Consider the following 16,182-nt stretch of genomic DNA (forward strand, 5'->3'; position numbering starts at 1 on the left):
CGCTGACTTCTTGGCCGGTCCAGCAGTACGGCTCCGTGTGGCCGGCAGCATGATCACGCGCGCAAGGAACGCCAGACCCGCGGCGGCGGCCCGGGCCCCCCCCCCGCCCGCCCCGCGGGCCCCCCCCCCCCCCCACCCCCCCCCGCCGGGGGGGGGGGGCGCCCCCCCCCCCGCCCGCCCCCCCCCCCCCCCCCCCCCCCGACCATGCCTCCGAGTGCTGCGCCGATGTAGACGGAACTGCTCGCGCGCGAAGTGGTTCGGTGCTCCGATCATCACGGCCACCAGATCGTCGCCGCGATCACCAGCAGCGGTAGTCCGATCGCGATGGCGAAGCCAACTGCCACCGGGTCGCTCATGGGCCCACCTTCGCGAAAGCCCAGCGGGCGAAGCTGAACTGCTACGCCGCATTATTTTCGGAGGTTGTCCAGGATCTTCCCGATCTGATACCGGCAGATCCGGTCGGCCTCGGCCTGGTCGAAAGCCTTGTCCGAGATGACTTCCACGTCGACGTCGACCAGGACATTGCTGTCCTTGATCGCCATTGTGTAGCCCAGATACCGGTCCGAGTCCGGAGGATTCCGGACTCCGTAGTACCCGCCCTCCCCAAGCCCGGTCACCGAACCGAACACGTAGTCATCGGGCAGTATTTCGGTATCCGACCTTTTGGCGCGATCGAGCTCCAACCCATACAGATCGGTCTCGAACGCCACATCGATCTTGAAGGTGACGTAGGCACTGTTCGGTCCGGAGTTCGTTGTACGACAGTCGATCGACGGACCGCCGTATTGCCCGGCGATATCTTCGTGGTGCACGAGTTCCGTCTGGTCCGGCGCCCATGGATCGAAGACCGTGGTATCGACCAGATGACAAGTATTTGTGACCCCTTCCGGCGAGTAGTCCCCGGCCCACGGGTCGGCTTCGTCATCGCCACCCGATCTCGATGCGACGACCCCGATGCCGACCACCGTGAGCACCAGAACCACCACCATGGCCACCACGAGCCCGATGATCAGGCCGACATTGCTACGGGAGCCCGGCGGACCGGGCATACCCGGATAGGGCGCAGGCGCGAATCCCATTGGCGACGATGGTCCTCCGTGTTGCCACAGCTGCGGCGGCGCTCCTCCCATCGGGTGTGGCTGTGGTTGCCCCGTCATGCCTGGACCGGGCGCCTGCATGTTCGGGTGGAACTGCGGACCGCCGGGAAACGGCTGCTGCCCACCGGGATACTGCTGCTGGACAGCGGGGCCATTCGGAGGCGTGGCCGCTCCGTGCGCTCCCCATGCGAAACCCTCGGCGCGGTTCTGCCCCCGCTGTCCTTCGTCGACCATCAGTACATCCCCTTTTACAGCGCGGGGCTCCCCCGACCAGGATGGATAGTACCCATGCCGACCGGCGTTCGTGCTCGTTGGTTCCGGAGGCCGACGTGCGGAATCACCGGTATCCGGCAGGCTCGGCCGAGCGAGTCGACCGTTCACCGCCGACCACGAGGGCTTCAGTGCGCTGGGGTAGGCCGTCGCTTCGAGTAGCACCCGGCGCCGGGCCGCAGCAGGGCGCGAGCGACCGACGACACCGCGTGCGGCCGAGAAATGATCAAGACCTGTGGATGACGGGAAGGACGCACCTTCCCGGATCCGAACATCAGGGCCACCAGATCGTCGCCGCGATCACCAGCAGCGGTAGTCCGATCGCGATGGCGAAACCGACCACTACCAGGGTGCTCATGGTGTGTCCTGCGTGGAGGTCCAGCGTGGGAAGCTGAGACGCGGTAGCACGGTTTCCACATCGCAGACGTCCAGTACGGCGTCGAGTTCGTGCGGGCCGAGGTGGTCGGGTGCCGGCAGGATCACCAGGTCGGCGCCGGCGTTGTGTGCCTGGTCGGCCACGCGTAGCACCGAGTGTTCGCCGGGCCATACGAGGTGGTAGCCGAGTCGGTCGGCGAGGCGGTGTACGTGGTCGCGGTCGGTCTCGGGTGCTCGGCTGATGTCGTGGTTGATCCAACCGAACGCGATCGAGTGGCTCATGGCGCGATATCGGCGTCGGTGGCAGGTTCCGGGACATCGCGGCCGGCGCGGAGCCCGGCCGCCACTCGTTCCAATGTTGCTGTATCGGTGCAGTATTGGTCGCGCAACAGCCGGACGGTCGCTTCCATTGCCCGGTTTCGCGCCGGTCGCTTGGGCAGAGGTGGTCGTTCGCGCACAGTGCCTCCTGGGTGGGGTGTCATGGTGTGCACCCGGCGCCGAGGAATTCCGTGGTTGGCGGCCTCGTAAGGTGCCGGCCGGCCTGGTGGTTCGACCCGGCGCCGGGGCTGGTTCAAGCCTCATCGACCGGTGTTCGCGGTCCCAGGGACAGCAGTCATAGAGAACCGCTACGCTTCCGCTTAAGTTCGCAGCGACAGGGGGTTTCGCGTGATCGTGGAGGTTTGGACAAGGGTCGAGGTGCGGGCGCTGCGTGACGCGGCGTTGCGGATGACTCAGGAGCAGTTCGCCGAACAGATCGGGTGGTCTGTTGCGACCGTGCGAAAATGGGAACGTGCCACCGAATCGCGGCCGGTGCGCGGGCAACGTGCCGCCGACCTCGATAGTTGGCTCGCCAGGCTGAGCCCGGAGCAGATGCGTCGATTCGCTCTCGCCGTATCCGCCCCGCGGACCGCAGCACAGCGACATTCGCCTTCGGGAGTTGGTGACGATGAGGCAGACGTGAACCGTCGCGAATTCAGTATGGCCGCAGCGCTCACAGTCGCCACTACGCCGACCTGGCAGCCTTCCCGGATCGGTATGGCGGATGTGGATCGGCTCAACGCGTATACCACCCAATTGGAGTCCGCCGACCAGATGGTCGGAGGAGCTGGTCATCTACCTGCAGCTGTCGACGCGTTGGAACATGCCCAAGGTCTGCTGCACAGCTGTGTGTTCGACGGCAAGACGGGGCGGGCGTGGATGTCGGCTGTTGGCGCGCTGGCTGTGGAAACCGGTTGGCTCGCATACGACGCGAACTGGATGCAGCTGGCGAGACGCTGCTACTCGGACGCCCTGTCGCTGGCGGCGATGGCCGACGATGACGGGCTGGCTATCCATGCCTACATGAATGCGGCTCTGCAGACCATCGCGCTCGCGCGTACCGGCGACGCGTCCCCCTCATACGCTCTCGGTCTGACTCATCGCGCCGGGGATCTCGCGCGCCGACAGCCAACTGGCCGCATACACGCGCTGATAGCTGCGCGCGAGGCTGCGGCGTATGGGACAGCCCGTGACCGACGCGGTGTGGAGCGGGCGATTTCGGCGGCGTGGCGCGAGATGGACAACGCCGTGGACCACGAGCCGTTCGACGACTGCCCATCGTGGTTGCGGTTCGTCAACCATTCCGAGATCCGGGGCCATGAGGCGCGGGCGTCCACCGACGTCGGGCACCATGCTCGGGCCGTCGCACTGTATGAAGTCGCAGCAGGGGAACCAGCAAGTGCCGGCAGTACTGTGCACCGGGCTGCGTGGTGGTCGGCGGCGCTTGCCCGCACCGGTGATACACGAGCAGCGATCGAAGCGGGCACCTCGGTGCTCGGTGCGCTGGAGGATTGGCTGGAGTCGCCCCGCGCCCTCAAGGTACTGAAACCTGTGCGGTTCGCGGCGGACACGATCTCCGAAGGCGAGGAGTTCCGCGTGCGGTTCGACGCGCTGAAGGCTACGAAAGGTTTCTCAGTTGATTGAATTTCGCCGCTTCGACAGCGTAGGCGCCCGCGATATCCGCGACACGGTGGAGGACGTGTATTCACGCGCCTACGCGGGACTCATTGCCACCGGTGATCCATTCGAGTCGCTGGAGGCGTCGATGGACCGATTCGACGCCTATCTGCAAGCGCCGGGCTTCGACCTCGTGGTGTTGTATCTGCACGGGGAGCCGATCGGACAGGCATGGGGGTGGCCGCTCAGCGAGAAATCTGCAAAGTGGGACAGCGCGCAACTCGACGAAGACGATCCGGAATTCACCCGCGAGGACGGCACCCGTACGTTCGCGCTCTCGGAGATCATGGTGGTCCCCGAGCAGACCGGCCAGGGTTACGCGCGGGCACTGCATGACGAACTGCTGGGTGCTCGGCGGGAACAGCGGGCGACACTGTTGGTAGATCCGCGCAATGAGCGCGCCTACGAGCGGTACCGCCGGTGGGGCTGGTACAAGGTTGGTGTCCAGCGGCCTGGTTGGGAGGGAGCGCCAACGTTCGATGTGCTCGTTCGGACCCTGTGAATCCGGATCAGGAAACGGTGTACGACGACGTGATGTGCGTACCTCCGCAGCGGATTCGGCATGTGCCAACCACGCTTAGCCAAGACCTGAGCCGCCTACTCAGCCGCGCGGCCGTACGTCAAACCCCACCCGAGAGTATTCCTTGTCGTCGCTATCAACGGCTCGCCAGCTGTACCGACCTGGCTCCAGAGGAATTCCTGGGCCCACTGAAAAGGCAAGCATTAGACGCGAGGCCGGCTCATCTGCCGTGGCTTGAATCTGGACACGAAGCGGCTCACCGGCTGGACCGAGGGTGACGGGTTGGCCGTCGCCGTCAATCATCTCCACAGCCAGTTCGACTGTGTTGATTAGCTCGTCATCTACATCGGGGTCAAGCACAATGACCACGGCCATTGCCGGTGTAGGAGTCCCGACCCAAGTCCAGTTCAGACCAAGAGCGTGCACTTTCCCGACAGAATCCCGCTGCGCGGAATCCGCGGTCATGAGCATTACCCTCACAGGCCTGTTCCTACTGCGTCGGAAATAATGGACGAGGATGGACGAAGCCGAACTCGTCGCTTCCGCCGCTCTATGAGCAGGTGGTCGGGCCGCGTGACCACGACATTGAAGGCCGCTGGCGGGGAGACGACCAGATCCGTACGTGAAGTGAGTTTCACCAGGGCTTCCTTGATGAGATCTAGCGACGCATCCTGGATTCCACTCCTGCCGGCCATCATGAGTGCGATCAACGCCAACTCCTCGTCGGAGAACGAGACATTTGGGGCAGATGAGGGTGCTGGGTCCGACTGCGTGTTAGGTATGTCACCTTCGCTGGCCGCCGCCCCTTCTCCCTTCGGATCCACATACTCGACGATGTGAGTGATACGAGCGCCTATGGCGTGGGCATACCGACGGATCGTTGATAGGTGCGGGTCAGCGGTGAGCTTCTCAAAGTTCGTGACGACGGAACGATGACGCCCCATCCGATCGGCCACCTCGGAGCCAGTCAGCTTGGCTACCGCTTTCCTGATATGAACCAGCTTCTCGAGCATCTCGTGGTCGGCCTCCACCAAGTCGCGGGCAAGCGCCTCTTCGGGGTCGGACATGTCGATCCCCAACGCGCTCTCGAGATCGTCGAACGTGCTCATGTGTTGAGGTTAACCGCAACGTCAGATCCTGTCAGCGAATCGCGAGGTGAGCCACACTTTGAAACGGCAATGTGACGTCTCGATTTGGCCTGTCTGGAGCTCGCTCCAACCATCCGGATCGAACTTCACGTCAGGCTTGCGCCCGGCACCAAGCCAGACCAGGTAGCTATCGTCCGGGTGCTTGGGAACCCCGGTGTAGATGCGATAGTGCCAGCCCTGGAGGTTTCCGGGCCGCGGATGCTTCAACTCCACCACGACGTCCCCCGAGCGGACCTCTTCGAACTCGATCTGACGCACTGTGCCGGAGTGGGCCCGTTTCATAAGACTGACCAGTTCCTGGCGCAACAGGATCTTGTCGGACCTTCCCGCCGGAACCGAACCGTCCGGGTTGGGCTCGCACGGCGCATCGACAGTCATGCCCGCCAACTCGTCCTTGAACGCGCCGGTCTGAGCATGATTCGGTCGCACCCCGTATGGCCAAGACCCGTCGCTTTCAGTCTCTATCGACAATGTCGACCCTCCTGCGGCAACCTGGCCAAATATTGGCGAACAGCCGCCCGATACTCAATACCAGATGGGTACGACAGGCATCGCCGAAACGGCCAGTACCAACTTTGCGATGTTGATGGGTTCTAGACCTTGGCTTACAGCAACTTTCCACTGCAAAGCCATATTTCGCGTACGAGCCAGGGACTGCTGCACGATCGGGTGACACATTCGGTCACGCGGCCTGACTGGCCGGTGGGGTCATGATGGCCTCGTATTCGACCGGCGTCAAACGGCCGAGGCGGGCTTGTCGGCGGCGTTGGTGGTGGGTCCGTTCGATCCAGGTCACGATCGCGACGCGTAATTCTTCCCAGCCTTCTTGGCGGTTGCGGGCGACCCGAACCACATCGTCACGGAACTCATGCGGGTAGGGCTTGGGCACGATGACATCCTTCCAGGCTCACCACTCGGCAAGCCAGATCGGTGTCACCTATCCGTGCAGCAGTCCCGGCTATTCGTCGGTTCCGCCGCTTGGCCGCCAATATCGGTGTAGAAGTGCAGCCATGACGTTGATTCAGACTCTCGTCACACCAGACCACATCTTGCAGGTGTCCGACCGACGGCTCACCCGTGGAGATGGAACAGTATTCGACGATTCACACAACAAAGCGGTCTCGTGGTGTGGTGAGATGGCAATAGGCTTCACTGGGATCGCATTCATCGACAGAGCGCAACGCAAGCCCGTGTCCGAGTGGATTGCCGAAACTCTGTGCGATGTTTCCGATGTCGAAGAGGGAGTGGAAAAGCTGAGGCGAGGAGCTGAGGAAGCGGTTGGTCGCCTTCCTATATCCTGGCCTGACAAGCGGCTCACAATGGTGATGACTGGATTCTTCGATGGTACCGACGGAACGAGACATTCCGTAAGCTATCGAATTTCCAACTTCGAACGGGGTGAGGAAACTTTTCCAAGTCATCAACCCGAGTTTTTTCGCACCATTTATCACTACCCAGAGCGGCCCGGATGCACATACTATGTGCGCGCTGGCGCGCTCCTGAACTCTTGGCATCGACGTGTTGTCCACAACCGGATATTTGAGGTCGCATTGAATCCCAACGAAATCAATCGAGTAATGCGTCTGATGGTAGCGTTGCAGCGGCATGTAAGCAGACAAAATAAAACTGTAGGCCAGGACGCGATGGTTATGTACCTGCCGAAGAACCCTGTCACCCGAGGTGCCATACTTACCGATATCAGCTCCAGTGGGCTTACCACCAAAACCGCAAGTTTCAGTTACATAGCCCACGAGGGATTCACTCCCGAGCGATTCGGCCCGCATTGGGTCTGCGGCGGATCGGCCTTCGCGGACTTTGAAGGTGGGCAAATCGGCCCTAATCGGAGCGACCAAAGTGTGACTATTCGAATTCTTAAAGTACCGCCGGGGCCAGTCGATCCGATTCAGGAGAAAGCGCCAGAGTAGAAGACCAGTAAGATAACAAGACTGCGCGGCCTTCGGTCGCGTGGCCCTACGGTCGGCGGCCTGCATTGTGTTCCCGGGTCCCTCCACCGTCAAGGGCGCCTATGGCGTCAGCTCCGCTAATGGCTATCGCCACCCTGGACCGCGGAGCCTCTACCCGAGAATGGCAGGCCTATGGGGCGGGCGGGGAAGCCAGCCCCAGCATGCGCTGGCTACCACCCAGCACGGCCAACGCAACTCAAGTTAATCCCGACTCTGTCAGAGTCGTCGGCCCACCAGAAGTGCAGCAGTTTCGTTGCACTCTTGGATGAAATCTTCTAAACCTCTTTCTGTCACCACATGCACTAACGTTGGCCCATGGATCCGGTCTAACGAAACTAGCACTCGCGATGTTTCTACCCGTTTGACCTGTAGCTCGTCCTGTTCATCCATCCAAGCTTCATAGAGCATACCCCCCGTGACGAGTACTGGGAATGCAACACATGGGTCGGAATCATCCTGAGATCCTCGTTCGTGCGTCAATCCAACGGCTGCGGAAGCTGCTTGACGAACGGCAGCATACGCTGGGTCAACGCTCGACCTTGTCTCTTTCCGTTTCTCGCAGATCTCGTATCCAGGAATCACGCATGGATTCAGAATCGAGGATAGCCCCCGTATATCTCCGTCCTTGTTGACGAATTCTAGATATTTAGGAAGGGCCTTTTCGCTAATGGTGCATGGCGTGCACCAAAATGTTAGTCCCGGAGCAAAGTCCTCCACCTTCGCGGGGCGATTATTCAATTTATCGACGAATACAATCCAAGGAGCCGGGCGAGCCTTGCATTCTATGTAAAAGTTTACGAACAGTTCAAACTCTAAACCCTTTTCGACCGCAGTGGGCCGTATACCCTGCCCGATGGATATATCAGTGGTACGAATATCCCCACTGACCGGGTCAACGTAGGTCACAGAGTGCTCACAGAAGAAGTTGGTGTTACGCCTGAAGGCCGATCCAACTCGCATCTCCAGGGGGTAACCGGTCGTCTTTAGCCACTGCGCGATCCCAGCTGGATCATCAACACTCTCGGACATGGGTCGATGTCATCATGGATTACGTCTGGCCGCACGGGATTTCACCAGGACGGCGTGGGCACCAGATGGAGACCACGCTACGTACGCGACCCCGAACATAGCTCCGTGTAGCGCTTACGTGGGCATGCCCACCACGCATGACGTGCACGGACTTCAGATGGCCATTCCTGGGGGGCAAGTGGATCGGTGACGACAGATCTGACGACAACGCCGACGACAGCGGAGTCGGTCGCACCGCCCACTTCGTGCTGCCTGAGGGATGAAACGTCCTGATCGTGGACCGGTCCGTGCCTGGCAAAGTGGGTCCAGGGGCTTGAGCCCCCTTGGCTTCAGGATGCGAGTCAGTTCGGATAATAGTCGGAACTGATCCATTCCGCTCGACCGACGACGCGTTCACTCACCGGCGGTCAAATTTCCGATGTGGCCGCGAGGTCCTCGTTAGGCGGTTTTCGTCTCAGTATGTTGATCGCGTAGCGCACGTCGGCGAATTTTGCCAGTCTGCGTTTTGGGGAGATCCGCGACGATTTGCACTACCCTGGGCCTTTTGTAGGGCGCGAGTCGGTCTCTGGTGAATAAGATCAGGTCGTCGGCCTGCGCGGTTTGTCCGTCCTTCAGAGAAACGTAGGCAGCAACTGACTCACCGCGATATTCGTCAGGAATTCCTACGACCGCTGCCTCGTGCACGGCCGGATGCTCGTAGAGGACGTCCTCGACTTCGCGCGGCCACACCTTGTACCCGGAGACGTTGATTTGGTCTTTGATTCGGTCGACCAGGTAGACCCAGCCCTCTTCGTCCACGATCGCGCTGTCGCCGGTTCGGAGGCGACCTTCGGGCAGTGCGGCCTCGGATTCGTCTGGTTTGCGCCAGTATCCGCCGATGACCTGAGGGCCGGTGACGACGAGCTCGCCTTGGCTGCCGGGTGAGAGGGGGTGGCCCTCGGGGTCAACCACCTCGACGTTCACCCCCGGGAGCGGGAGTCCGATGGACAGGGTGCCGCTGTCCGGGTCGACCGGCGCGCTCGTTCCTGGCGGGACCGCGGTGACTGCCGACGACGTTTCGGTCATGCCGTAGGCGTTGTGGATGTAGTGGCCGAAGCGTTCCCGGAAGCGGGCGACCGTGCTCGGTGGGACTGGGGCACCCCCGCTGTACAGCGTTTTGATGGTGGAGAAGTGTTCGGCTGTGGCGTATTCCGAGTTCATCATCGCGTTGAAGGCGGTGATGGAGCCGATGGTGTACGTGACGCCGTGTTCGCGGAGGGCATCGACGGCTACGTCGGTGGTGAAGCGGCCGGTGAAGACCAGGGAGGTGCGTTCGGTGAGGGCGAGGGCGCCGATGACGACTGCGCCGGTGATGTGGAACAGCGGGGCCAGGGCGTAGATCACGTCGCCAGGGGTGATGCCGGCGAGTTCGGCGAAGCTGGTGGTTACCGCGCGGACGTTGGCGTGCGAGTTCATGGCGCCCTTGGGTGGGCCGGTGGTGCCGGAGGTGTAGGCGAGGAAAGCGAGGTCGTCGCCGTGTACTTGGATAGTCGGGGGTTTCCGGCCGGCGTACTCGTGGGCCAATGCGAGCAGGTCTGCGGAACTCTCGTCGGCAGGGGTGGTTTCGGGTTTGAAGACGCGGGGGTCGTTGCGGGACTGGAGGTCCGACTCCGCGGTGCCGAGTACCCAGGCGACTGTGGTGCCCTCGACGTCCTCCCGGACCTGCCGCACATCGCGGTTGGTGGTGATGATCCCGACCGGTTCGGCGTCGGTGACCAGTTCGCGGAGTTCGCGGCCGCGATACATCGGGTTGAGCAGGAGGGCGATCGCGCCGAGTTTCCAGAGGGCGAGCAGGACGAGCGCGTATTGCGGGATGTTCTGGAGGTGGATGCCCACCCGTTCACCGTGGCTCACGCCGCGGTCGGCGAAGGCGGCCGCGAGGGCGGTGGCGAGGTCGTCGGCCTCGCGGACGGTGAGGGTGGTGTCGAAGTAGACGAGGGCGGTGGCGTCGGGTTCGTGCCGGACCCTGTCGTGCCAGGCCGCCACGAGGGTGCCGAGCTCTTCTTGGGGGCGGGACGCCCCGCCCGCCGCACCCTCATCAATTGCGGCGGACGGGGCGTTCCCGGTGTTACCGGTGGTCATGCAGGGAGTTCCTTGCGGCTGGTTTCGCGGATGGTGGCGACGGTGAGGAGGCCGATGGCGCAGACGCCCATCACCCAGTAGGCGGGCGACATCGCGTTGCCGGTGGATTCGACGAGCTGGGCGGCGACGTAGGGGGCGGTGCCGCCGGCGGCGATGGTGCCGATATTGAAGCCCAGGGAGACGCCGGTGTAGCGGACGGTGCGGGGGAAGAGTTCGGTGAACAGCGGGAAGGCGGGGACCTGGACTACGCCGTTCAGCACCATGTAGAGGAAGTAGACGATGCCGATGACGAGGATGCTCTCGGTGGCGCCCATGATCATGAAGGCGGGTAGCGCGATCACGACGTAGGCGAGGTAGCCGCCGATGAGGACCGGTTTGCGGCCCCACCTGTCGGTGGCCATACCGCTGAGCGGGAAGGTGGCACACGCCAGGGCGATGGCGATGGCGGAGGTCCAGTAGACGGCGTCTTTGGAGAAGCCGAGGTCGTTGATCAGGTAGACGCTGAAGTAGGTGAGGCCGATATAGCCGGAGCCGTTCATGGCGATGGCGACGCCGACGACGCGGGCGACGGACCACGGGTTCTTGGTGACGGTGTCGAACAGCGGGCTCTTGGTGACCTGCTGTTTCTCGGCCATCTCCTCGAATTCGGGGGTGTCCTCGAGCTTCATCCGGACGCGCAGGCACACCCAGGCGAGGGGGAGGGCGAGCAGGAACGGGATACGCCAGCCCCACGATTCCATCTGCTCGTCGGTGGTGAGCAGGGCGACCACGCCGACGACAGCGGCGGCGACGGCGAAGCCGAGGGTGGAGCCGACGGGGGTGAAGGAGCCGAAGAAACCGCGGCGCTTCGGTGGGGCGGATTCGGCGATATAGGTTGCGGCGCCGCCCACTTCGCCGCCGGCGGAGAAGCCCTGGGCGAGACGGACGAGGACCAGCAGGATGGGGGCGAGGATGCCGACGGCGGAACTGGTGGGCAGTAGGCCGAGGATGCCGCAGGCCACGCCCATGCTCACGACGGTGATGACGAGGGCATGGCGGCGGCCGCGGCGGTCGCCGAGGCGGCCGAAGAAGATGCCGCCGAGGGGGCGGGCCACGTAGGCGACACCGAAGACGGCGAGGGTCGACAGGATCGACACCGCGGAATTATCGGAGGGGAAGAACAGGGGTGCGATGGTGACGGCGAGGAAGCCGTAGACCGCGAAGTCGTAGTACTCGATGAGGGTGCCGACGCCGCCGGCGATGGCGGCGCGGCGGGCCACGGAGGTCGACTTCTTCGCTGTTGTCGCCGGCAGCGGGCCGGAGGGATGGGGGTCCGTGGACCCGACGCGAGGTTCGAGGTTCGTCATTGAGCTTCTTGTCTTTCGCGTGCGTGCTCGGCGAGCAGGAGTTGATACGAACCACCGGCTTCGATGACTTTGATGGTCCGCGGGCTCGGTGGGGTTCCGACCAGGTCGGTTCCCTCGGGCAGGCGCAGGGTGGCGGTGCGCCAGTCGAGGGCAACGGCGTCGTCGACCTGTACTGCGGTCGAGACGCCGGGAATCGTGATCAACGGCATGCCGTTGAAGGTCTCGCCGCGCCAGAAACCGGGCGAGAAGGATTCCGCGACGATCGCCGCGATACCCGCGTTGCGCAGGGCGACCATGGGCGGATAGTGCGGATGACCGTAGCCGAAGTTACGGCCGCCGACGATGATATCGCCGGGGCGAACGCGGTCGGTGAAGGTGGGGTCGTAGGCCTGCATACACACCGAGCGCAGGTGGTCGGGGTCGTAGGACTTGATATTGGCGACGCCGACCACGAGATCGATATCGAAATCGTCGCCGAAGATCCAGGCGACCCTGCCTTCGATGAGGTCCGGCGGTGGGGGATAGGCGCTCACTGGACCGACTCCTGGATCGTGCCGGTGAGGGCGCTGGCGGCGACGGTGTAGGGGGAGCCCATGTAGATGTTGGCATCGGGGCTGCCCATACGACCGGAGATGTTCAGGACGCCGGTGGAGATGCAGTTCTCGCCGGGTTGCAGGGGTTTCTGGTAGCCGAAGCAGAAATCACAGCTCGATATGTTGATATGTGCACCTGCGGCGCGGAGGACGTCGAGGATGCCTTCTTGCTCGGCCTGCTCGTACACCTTCTGTGAGGTGGGGACGACATTGAGTTCGACGCCGGGGGCGACCTTGCGGCCGTCGAGGACCAGGGCGGCGGCGCGCAGGTCTTCGATGCGGCCGCTGGCGCAGGAGCCGATGAAGGCCTTCGTGATCGGGGTGCCGGCGAGTTCCTGGGCGGTCTTGGTGTTGACGGCGCGGGCCGAGCCGGGGAGCACGACCCGCGGGGTCAGCGTGGACAGGTCGATCTCGTAGCGGGCCGCGTAGGTGGCGTCGGCGTCGGGATACACCGGGTCGAAGCTGCGGCGGGCGACTTTGTTCGCATAGGCCAGCGAGAGCTCGTCGGGTTCGAAAACAGCCGAGACGGCGCCGGTGAACATGGCCATTCCGCACAGGCCCTGACGGTGGTCGATGGCCATCGCGCGGGCGCCGGGGCCGCCGAACTCCATCACCTGATGGGCGCAGCCGTCGGCGCCGACCATATCGATGATGGTGTGCACGAGATCGCGGCTGTCGACACCGGGCGGGAACTCGCCGACCAGGTCGAAGCGGGTGGTGGCGGGGATATCGACGAACACCTGGCCGGTGACCCAGGCTTCGATGAGGTCGCGGCGGATGCCCCAGCCGAGGGCGCCGAACGCGCCGATACCGCTGATATGGCCGTCGAAGTGGACGAGGAATTCGCCGGGGATGGCGAGGCCGAGTTCGGCGGTGAGCTGGTGGCCGATACCGCGACCCTCGTGCAGTTCGATGCCGTAGAACTCGCACCAATCGCGGGTGACCTGGTGGACCTCGAGTTCTTTCTCGTTGCCCTTCGTCAGCATGTGGTCGATGAAGACGATGTAGCGGGACGGGTCTTCCAACTCGGTGATGCCGAAGTCCTCGCGCATCTGGCGGAACATCACGTCGGTGTAGCCGGGGAAGTCGTAGGCGATCATGCGCGCCGGATGCACCGGGTGGTTCTCGCCGGCGCGGACCGTCGCCTGATCCGAGGCGCGGCCCAGGATCTTCTCCGTCATCGTGTAGCCCACGACGGTCACTGTTCCTTCGCGGGTAGGTACTTGTTCTGCATGGCCTCCACCTCGGGGAAGCCGATGAGCTCCACGAACTCGTGGTGCTGGAGGTGGTCGGCGCTCACCTGGGCGGGCGCCTCACCCGCGGCCAGGCGTTTCAGTGTCTCGCGGGCGGCTCCGGCCACGGCCATCAGGACCTGGGTGGGCAGCAGGGCGAGGCGGACGCCGATCTGGTCCAGGATCTCGGGGGTGAACTCGCGTTCGGTCCAGGTGGAGGCGGTGAGGGTGGCCATCAGCGGTACGCCGACCTCTTCGTGGCAACGCTGCCACTGTTCGACGGTTTCGAAGGTTTTGGTGACCGGCATGATCATGTCGGCGCCGGCCTCGACGTAGGCCTGGGCGCGGCGGATGGCGTCGTCACCGCGGGCGTCGGTGCGGGCGATGAGCAGGACGTCGTCGGGGATGCAGTCGCGGACGGCGCGGATCTTGCCGGTGGCTTCGGCGGTGGTGATCAGGTCGACCGGGTCGCCGACGCAGATGGGGCAGGACTTGGGGGAGACCTGGTCTTCCATGAACATGCCGCCGACGCCCGCATCCACGAACTTGGTGGCGGTGCGGGCGGCGTTGACCGCGTTGCCATAGCCGGTGTCTATATCGGCGACGAGCGGCAGTTTCGAGGATTCGCGGATGGTGCGGACGGCCTGGAGATTCTCGGTCTGGGTGTAGAGCTCGGCGTCGGGGAGGCCGAGGGCGGCCGAGACCGCGAAACCTGAGGCGCACAGGGCGCTGAAACCGGCCTGTTCGGCGAGGCGCGCGGTGAGGCCGTCCCATACGCCGGGGGCATAGACGAGTCCGTTCTCGGTGAGGTTCTTCAGGGTCGGGCTGCGCACCAGTCCACTCTCCGTTTCGCTATGCGGAATGCGTTTCGTTTTTCGATATCAGGACGGTAAGGTGGTGGGGGTCACAAAGTCAACCCCGATCGGCCGATCTGTTCGTAAGGTGGCGGCATCGATCGCGCGAACCGTGGAAGTGAGTGAGTAGTAGTGGCTGTGCCCACCTCGCCGAAGGCGAGCATGCCCATCGAGCACGAAGCCCCGGCGGGCCGGGACGTGGTGGGTGCCGTGCTCAAGGCCTGCGCGCTGCTCGAACACTTCGGGGCGGATCGGCCGGTCTGGACGCTGAACGAGCTCACCGCGGCGAGTGGGATGAACAAGACCACGGTGTATCGGCTGATGGCCACGCTGATCCACGCGGGCTGGGTGGACCGCACCGAGGAGGGGGCTTACCGGATCGCGATGCCGGTATTCGAAATCGGGTCGGCTGCGTTGGCGAAGCTCGATATTCGTTCCGCCGCCAAACCTTTCATGGCAGAACTGGCCACGGCTTTCGGGAACACTGCTTACTTGATGGTGCCCGCGGAGCAGGGGGCGGTGTGCATCGATCTGCTCGAGGGGCGTAACTCGCTGGTGGTCGCCGGGATCACCGTGGGGTCGGTGATGCCCTACCACGCCGCGGCGGGGCCGACGGTAATGCTTGCGCATTCGAAAGAGCTGCGGGACAAGTGGGTACACGATGGACTGCCGGCGATCACCGACCGGACCATCACGGATGCCGGGAAACTCGCCGAACACCTCGACGAGATCGCGGAAGCCGGTTATTCGGTGAGCAATTCCGACTATCTGCCGGGGGTCGCGGCGGTGGCGGCGCCGATTCTCGGGCGTGACGGGTCGGTGGTGGCGTCCATCAGTGTGGGCGGGCGGGCCGAGGAGTTCGAGGGGGAGGCGCTCGCAGCGAAGATCGAGAAGGTCTGTACGGCGGGCGCTCGGATTACGCGGATCGTGCAGGTGCTGCCGTGAGCTCGAGTGCTCAGGTATCACTTGATCGATTTTGGCCATGTCATGGTGCCGGCGGGGCATTGAGCGCGGACTCGTTCGAGGTCTCCGGTTGGGGCCATCGCCGCCGGTCTTCCCAACGCTGGCGATAGGTGGCCGGCCCGATGCGGGCACCGCCGAACCGCGGGGCGGCCGTCTCGGGATGGGCGGTTGCCGGTCCATGGTTCCGCCTCGGTGTGGCGTTCGCCGGTGGATATCCCGCGGGTACGTGGGTATGAACATGGCCGGTGGTCGATGGCCTCCGCGTGACGTCGACCTGCGCATATATGCGCTATCAACCGGGCCGACCGCACCCGGTCCTGTGATCGCCGAGCGGTGGCCGCCGAAACTCCAAGGTCATTCGGACATCCCGGCGCCTTTCGGCGACAGCCTCTCGTTATCCCTTCGTGCGGCTGCGGACCGGGGTCCGGTTGTGGGTGACCGGACCTGGAGACGGTCGCTGCGGCCGCGGTTCGAAGCCTGCGTTGGGTAGTCTGTTCGGGCCGGGGGGGGGGCGGGGCGGCGGGGGGGGGGGGCGGGGGCGGGGGGGCGACGCGCGGGCGGGGGGGGGGGTGGGGGGTCCCGGTTGGGGTTGGGGGGGGGGGGGGCGGGGGTTCTTTGGGGGGGTGGGTTTGTTTGTGGGGGCGGCGGTGGCGGCGGGGGGGGGGGCCCTCGGCC

The 16,182-nt window shown here is 64.2% G+C and carries 14 protein-coding genes and 1 pseudogene; 4 read left to right on the plus strand and 11 right to left on the minus strand.

All coding sequences use genetic code 11. From position 1 onward, the window contains the following. Positions 1 to 407: 407 nt before the first annotated feature. From QH276_RS24850 to QH276_RS24860, 3 genes are all read right to left on the minus strand, one after another. The gene (locus tag QH276_RS24850; protein WP_280397954.1) at positions 408 to 1,049 is read right to left on the minus strand and encodes a hypothetical protein; all 642 of its coding nucleotides are present in this window, start codon (positions 1,047 to 1,049) and stop codon (positions 408 to 410) included. 672 nt (positions 1,050 to 1,721) lie between these two features. Further along, positions 1,722 to 2,024 (minus strand): hypothetical protein, encoded by a 303-nt coding sequence (locus QH276_RS24855; RefSeq protein ID WP_280397953.1) that lies wholly within the window; start codon positions 2,022 to 2,024, stop codon positions 1,722 to 1,724. After that, a complete protein-coding gene (locus QH276_RS24860) occupies positions 2,021 to 2,152 on the minus strand; it encodes a hypothetical protein (RefSeq protein ID WP_280397952.1) in 132 nt (43 codons plus the stop codon). Before QH276_RS24860 ends, QH276_RS24855 begins: the two co-directional genes overlap by 4 nt. A 286-nt stretch (positions 2,153 to 2,438) precedes the next feature. On the opposite strand from QH276_RS24860, the gene QH276_RS24865 reads away from it, so the two are divergent. Together QH276_RS24865 and QH276_RS24870 are read left to right on the plus strand one after the other, a co-directional pair. Next, positions 2,439 to 3,704 carry a helix-turn-helix domain-containing protein gene (locus QH276_RS24865; protein WP_280397951.1) on the plus strand — a complete coding sequence of 422 codons (1,266 nt, stop codon included), beginning with the start codon at positions 2,439 to 2,441 and terminating at the stop codon, positions 3,702 to 3,704. Continuing rightward, positions 3,697 to 4,239 carry a GNAT family N-acetyltransferase gene (locus tag QH276_RS24870; protein ID WP_280397950.1) on the plus strand — a complete coding sequence of 181 codons (543 nt, stop codon included), beginning with the start codon at positions 3,697 to 3,699 and terminating at the stop codon, positions 4,237 to 4,239. The genes QH276_RS24865 and QH276_RS24870 overlap by 8 nt, the downstream gene beginning before the upstream one ends. 494 nt (positions 4,240 to 4,733) lie before the next feature. On the opposite strand, the gene QH276_RS24875 is transcribed toward QH276_RS24870, so the two are convergent. The 3 genes and pseudogenes from QH276_RS24875 to QH276_RS24885 form a co-directional block, all read right to left on the minus strand. After that, positions 4,734 to 5,366 carry a helix-turn-helix domain-containing protein gene (locus tag QH276_RS24875; protein WP_280397949.1) on the minus strand — a complete coding sequence of 211 codons (633 nt, stop codon included), beginning with the start codon at positions 5,364 to 5,366 and terminating at the stop codon, positions 4,734 to 4,736. Positions 5,367 to 5,387: 21 nt separating this feature from the next. Continuing rightward, a complete protein-coding gene (locus QH276_RS24880) occupies positions 5,388 to 5,783 on the minus strand; it encodes a hypothetical protein (RefSeq protein ID WP_280397948.1) in 396 nt (131 codons plus the stop codon). Between the two features lie 304 nt (positions 5,784 to 6,087). Next, positions 6,088 to 6,222, minus strand: a pseudogene (locus QH276_RS24885) (IS3 family transposase); the annotation flags it as partial. Positions 6,223 to 6,415: 193 nt separating this feature from the next. Here QH276_RS24885 and QH276_RS24890 point away from each other — a divergent pair. After that, the gene (locus tag QH276_RS24890) at positions 6,416 to 7,330 is read left to right on the plus strand and encodes a hypothetical protein (protein WP_280397947.1); all 915 of its coding nucleotides are present in this window, start codon (positions 6,416 to 6,418) and stop codon (positions 7,328 to 7,330) included. A 1,506-nt stretch (positions 7,331 to 8,836) separates the two neighbouring features. Here QH276_RS24890 and QH276_RS24895 read toward each other — a convergent pair. Genes QH276_RS24895 through QH276_RS24915 form a run of 5 tightly spaced genes read right to left on the minus strand, consistent with a single transcriptional unit; the run spans position 8,837 to position 14,523 of the window. After that, positions 8,837 to 10,519, minus strand: a complete 1,683-nt coding sequence (locus QH276_RS24895) for a class I adenylate-forming enzyme family protein (protein WP_280397946.1) — start codon at positions 10,517 to 10,519, stop codon at positions 8,837 to 8,839. After that, the gene (locus QH276_RS24900) at positions 10,516 to 11,865 is read right to left on the minus strand and encodes an MFS transporter (protein WP_280397945.1); all 1,350 of its coding nucleotides are present in this window, start codon (positions 11,863 to 11,865) and stop codon (positions 10,516 to 10,518) included. Before QH276_RS24900 ends, QH276_RS24895 begins: the two co-directional genes overlap by 4 nt. Beyond that, positions 11,862 to 12,398, minus strand: coding sequence for a 3-isopropylmalate dehydratase (locus tag QH276_RS24905; protein ID WP_280397944.1), 537 nt, complete (start codon positions 12,396 to 12,398; stop codon positions 11,862 to 11,864). The genes QH276_RS24900 and QH276_RS24905 overlap by 4 nt, the downstream gene beginning before the upstream one ends. Continuing rightward, on the minus strand, positions 12,395 to 13,639 hold the full coding sequence (locus QH276_RS24910) for a 3-isopropylmalate dehydratase large subunit (protein WP_280398007.1): 1,245 nt from the start codon (positions 13,637 to 13,639) through the stop codon (positions 12,395 to 12,397). The genes QH276_RS24905 and QH276_RS24910 overlap by 4 nt, the downstream gene beginning before the upstream one ends. A gap of 17 nt (positions 13,640 to 13,656) precedes the next feature. Beyond that, on the minus strand, positions 13,657 to 14,523 hold the full coding sequence (locus tag QH276_RS24915; protein WP_280397943.1) for an isocitrate lyase/PEP mutase family protein: 867 nt from the start codon (positions 14,521 to 14,523) through the stop codon (positions 13,657 to 13,659). 153 nt (positions 14,524 to 14,676) lie between these two features. On the opposite strand from QH276_RS24915, the gene QH276_RS24920 reads away from it, so the two are divergent. After that, entirely contained in the window at positions 14,677 to 15,489 is an 813-nt protein-coding gene (locus tag QH276_RS24920) for an IclR family transcriptional regulator (protein WP_280397942.1), read from the plus strand. Positions 15,490 to 16,182 lie beyond the last annotated feature (693 nt).

Origin of the sequence: Nocardia carnea (genome assembly GCF_029869215.1) — a bacterium.
Lineage (GTDB): Bacteria > Actinomycetota > Actinomycetes > Mycobacteriales > Mycobacteriaceae > Nocardia > Nocardia carnea_B.